This window comes from Streptomyces sp. NPDC004561 (assembly GCF_053602155.1).
In genome coordinates this window covers 1-4,224 of sequence record NZ_JBSGDB010000637.1, presented here as the reverse complement: position 1 = coordinate 4,224, position 4,224 = coordinate 1, and the positions used below count along the sequence as shown (strand labels likewise).

5 protein-coding genes are annotated in these 4,224 nt (G+C 70.9%); 3 read left to right on the top strand and 2 right to left on the bottom strand.

Annotation, left to right across the window (positions count from 1 at the left end; translation table 11 throughout):
• Positions 1 to 73: 73 nt before the first annotated feature.
• Positions 74 to 532, bottom strand: coding sequence for an ATP-binding protein (locus ACWEN3_RS42540; protein WP_452982925.1), 459 nt, complete (start codon positions 530 to 532; stop codon positions 74 to 76).
• A gap of 213 nt (positions 533 to 745) precedes the next feature.
• On the opposite strand from ACWEN3_RS42540, the gene ACWEN3_RS42535 reads away from it, so the two are divergent.
• Both ACWEN3_RS42535 and ACWEN3_RS42530 read left to right on the top strand, forming a co-directional pair.
• Positions 746 to 1,606, top strand: a complete 861-nt coding sequence (locus tag ACWEN3_RS42535) for a helix-turn-helix domain-containing protein (RefSeq protein WP_452982922.1) — start codon at positions 746 to 748, stop codon at positions 1,604 to 1,606.
• A 9-nt stretch (positions 1,607 to 1,615) separates the two neighbouring features.
• The gene (locus ACWEN3_RS42530; protein ID WP_452982919.1) at positions 1,616 to 1,837 is read left to right on the top strand and encodes a DUF397 domain-containing protein; all 222 of its coding nucleotides are present in this window, start codon (positions 1,616 to 1,618) and stop codon (positions 1,835 to 1,837) included.
• Positions 1,838 to 1,893: 56 nt separating this feature from the next.
• On the opposite strand, the gene ACWEN3_RS42525 is transcribed toward ACWEN3_RS42530, so the two are convergent.
• Positions 1,894 to 3,021, bottom strand: coding sequence for an 8-amino-7-oxononanoate synthase (locus ACWEN3_RS42525; protein ID WP_452982916.1), 1,128 nt, complete (start codon positions 3,019 to 3,021; stop codon positions 1,894 to 1,896).
• A gap of 147 nt (positions 3,022 to 3,168) precedes the next feature.
• On the opposite strand from ACWEN3_RS42525, the gene bioB reads away from it, so the two are divergent.
• Positions 3,169 to 4,224 (top strand): biotin synthase BioB (gene bioB / locus ACWEN3_RS42520; RefSeq protein WP_452982913.1); only part of this gene is annotated, 1,056 nt, incomplete at its 3' end.

Sequence of the window (4,224 nt, the reverse complement as noted above, 5' to 3'; positions counted from 1 at the left end):
GCCCTGCCGCCCGCCGTACGCCGCCGGATCCTGCGGGCCGGGCGGCAGGGGGCTGAACGTCCGGGCCGCCGGGCTAGGGTTCCTGCTGCCCCGCCGTCGCGACCGGCTCGGCCGGGACCGCCCAGGGGAGTTCGATGGAGACCGTCTTGCCGCCCTCGCGGGTGGGGCGGATGCGGAGTTTGCCGCCGCACTCGGCGGTGAGCCAGCGGATGATGACCATGCCGCGCCCGTTGTCCTGCTGGACGGCGGCGGGCAGTCTCTTCGGGAAGCGCGGATGACTGTCCGTGACGCCGACGCGGAGGTGTTCGTCGCGGTCCAGGGCGATGTCCACCGTGAAGGTGGGCGACTGACCGAAGGTGTGCTGTACGGCGTTGGTGGCGAGTTCGGAGACGATGAGTCGCACGGTGTCGGCCAGCTCGGTGTCGGACGGCAGGCCCCACTCCGCCAGCGTGCTCACGACGTAGGAGCGGGCGGCGAAGACCGAGGCGGGATCGCTCGGCAGAGTGACGGATGCTTCCAGATGGTCTGCCATGACGAGGTCGTCCCTTTCCCACGGGAGCGCAGTCCGACACGGAGCGGATGGTTCGAGTACGGTCCCGGACTGGTGCTTGCTCGCCAGATTGCCACCACCGGGCCGGTCACGGGGAGCGATCCACCAAGATGTGCATATATCTGTCGCTCGAAGCGGTGAACTCTACGACGCGAGACCGTATTTGGGCGGCCCGGAAGGAGTAAGGAGGAGCCCATGCAGAACGGGCCTGCCGTACGCCGCCGCAAACTGGGCGCCGAACTGCGCACGCTGCGTACCGACGCTGGGCTCACGAGTGGTGAGGCCGCCCATATGGTCGGCTGGCACCAGTCGAAGGTGAGCCGCATCGAGACGGGCGCCAGTGGCGTGAAACCGGGGGATGTGCGCCTGCTCCTGGACGCATACGACGTGCGGGACGTCCAACTGCGCGAGTTACTGCTGATGTTGGCGGGGTCCGAGGACGCCGGCGACCGTAACCGCTGGTGGCACGCCTACCGCGGGGTGCTGCCGCCCACCTACCGTGACTTCATCAGCCTGGAGTCCCAGGCGGGCGCGATGCGCACCCTGGAGACCACGGTCGTGCCCGGCCTGCTGCAGACGGCCGAGTACGCCCGCGCGGTGACCCGGGCGGCCGTGAACGACCTGGACGAGGAACGCCTGGACGCGCTGGTGGAGGTCCGTCTGGCCAGGCAGGACGTGTTGCGTTCGAATCCGCCGCTGGAGCTGTGCGCGGTCCTGGACGAGGCGGTGCTGCGCCGCGAGGTCGGCGGTCACGAGGTGATGACCCGCCAGCTGGAGCGGCTGACGGAGGCCGCGCGTCTGCCCCAAGTCTGTTTGCAGGTACTGCCGTTCGGGGCGGGAGCGCATGTCGGCCTCACCGGGCCTTTCGTTATCTTCTCATTTCCGAGCACTTCTGATCTGGACGTGGTTGTTCTCGACCAGCTGACGAGTAGCCTCTACCTGGAGCGGAAAGAAGACCTCATGGCCTACTCCGAGGCCTTCAACACCCTTCAGAACCACGCCCTTTCCCCCGAGGACTCGTTGGACTACATCGCCGGGATAGGTGACGGCGCGTAAGGAGGCACCATGTCAGCCATGCCTCGGAACGTCCCTGCCAGTACCGACCTGCACGACGTGCGCTGGCTGCGCAGCAGTTACAGCACGGGAGCCAACAACTGCGTGGAGACGGCCCGGCCGCACTCCGGCCCCTGGTCCGGACTGCTCGCCGTGCGCGACTCGAAGGCTCCGGCCGGACCCGCGCTCATCTTCTCCACCGCCAGCTGGGCCTACTTCGTGACCACTCTCTGATCAGATTCGGTCAATTCTTGTCAGTCCTGTGCGAGACACGGCCGTGTCACGCCGACTCATGGTCGCGTTTCGCCGATCACCCGTACAGCGCGTTCGATCTCGGCCCCGGAGAGGTCCGCACGGGCGGTCAGCCTCAGGCGTGAGATGCCGTCGGGCACGGAGGGAGGTCGGAAGCAGCCCACGGCCAGGCCGGCCGTACGGCAGTCGGCCGCCCAGCGCACCGCCTGCTCCGGGGACGGAGCCCGCACGGAGACCACCGCGGCGTCCGGACGCACCGCCTCCAGACCCGCGGCGGTCAGCCGGGCGTGCAGGTCCGCGGCCACCTCCCGGGCCCGGGCCGCCCGCCCCGGCTCGCGGCGCAGCAGCCGCAGCGCCGCGAGGGCCGCACCGGCCGCCGCCGGGGCGAGGCCCGTGTCGAAGATGAACGTCCGGGCCGCGTTGACCAGATGGTCGATCACCGGGGCCGGGCCCAGCACCACTCCGCCCTGGCTGCCGAGCGACTTGGACAGGGTGGCCGTGGCCACCACGTCCTCGGCGCCCGCGAGTCCGGCCTCGAACGGCGCGCCGCGCCCGCCGTCGCCGAGCACGCCGAGACCGTGGGCGTCGTCCACGACCAGTCCGGCGCCGCGCTCCCGGCACGCCTCGGCCAGTGCGGCCAGCGGCGCCCGGTCCCCGTCGACGGAGAACACCGTGTCGGAGACGACGATCGCCGTTCCCTCGTGCGTGGCGAGGGCCTTGCGCACGGCCTCCGGGTCGGCGTGCCCGACCACCTGGGTGGCGCCCCGGGCGAGCCGGCAGCCGTCGATGAGGGAGGCGTGGTTGCCCGCGTCGGAGACGATCAGGGAGTCGTGCGGGCCGAGCGCGGTGACGGCGGCCAGGTTGGCGGCGTAACCGGAGGAGAAGACCAGGGCCGCCTCGAAGCCGCAGAAGGCGGCCAGCTCGCGCTCCAGCTCGGTGTGCAACTCGGTGGTGCCGGTGACCAGCCGGGAGCCGGTGGAGCCGCCGCCCCAGGTCCGCGCGGCCCGGGCCGCGCCCTCGGTCACCTCGGGGTGGTGGGCGAGGCCCAGGTAGTCGTTGCTCGCCAGATCCAGCAGCGGCGAGTCGGCGGGGCGCGGGCGCAGGGTCCGTACGAGTCCCGCGCCGCGGCGCGCCCGAGCCTGCTCCTCGATCCAGCCGAACGCCATGACTCCTCCGGTGCTTTTGTAGGTAGCGGACAGACACTAGCGGCACGACCGGCCACCCAGGGTGTGGCAATACCCACACGGTGAACCGTCTCCGTTGTGCAAACTCTCCTTGGCCCGGAGCGGCTCCGTAGGACAGGATCGGGCCTCATGGACCTGCTGAACACGCTGGTGGACAAGGGGCTTCGGCGCGAGCTGCCGACCCGCGAGGAAGCGCTCGCCGTACTGGCCACCTCCGACGACGACCTGCTCGATGTGGTGGCCGCGGCCGGCAAGGTGCGCCGGCACTGGTTCGGCCGGCGCGTGAAACTGAACTACCTCGTCAACCTCAAGTCCGGCCTGTGCCCGGAGGACTGCTCCTACTGCTCCCAGCGGCTCGGCTCCGAGGCCGGCATCCTGAAGTACACCTGGCTCAAGCCCGGCGAGGCGTCCGAGGCGGCCGCCGCGGGCCTGGCGGGCGGCGCCAAGCGCGTCTGCCTGGTGGCCAGCGGTCGCGGTCCGACGGACCGGGACGTGGACCGGGTCTCGGAGACCATCAAGGCGATCAAGGACCAGAACGAGGGCGTCGAGGTGTGCGCGTGCCTCGGCCTGCTCTCCGACGGCCAGGCCGAGCGGCTGCGCGAGGCGGGCGCGGACGCCTACAACCACAACCTGAACACCTCCGAGTCCACCTACGGCGACATCACCACCACCCACACGTACGCCGACCGGGTGGACACGGTGCAGAAGGCGCACTCGGCCGGCCTGTCCGCCTGCTCCGGTCTCATCGCGGGCATGGGCGAGACGGACGAGGACCTGGTGGACGTCGTCTTCTCGCTGCGCGAGCTGGATCCCGACTCCGTTCCGGTGAACTTCCTGATCCCCTTCGAGGGCACCCCGCTGGCCAAGGAGTGGAACCTCACCCCGCAGCGCTGCCTGCGGATCCTCGCGATGGTCCGCTTCGTCTGCCCGGACGTGGAGGTGCGCATCGCGGGCGGCCGCGAGGTCCATCTGCGCTCGATGCAGCCCCTCGCGCTGCACCTGGCCAACTCCATCTTCCTCGGCGACTACCTGACCAGTGAGGGCCAGGCGGGCAAGGCCGACCTGGAGATGGTCGCGGACGCCGGCTTCGAGGTGGAGGGCGCCGACCAGGTGACCCTGCCGGAGCACCGGGTGGCCGGCGGCTGCCACGACGGCGGCTCCGGCGGCTGCCACGACGACGCCGGC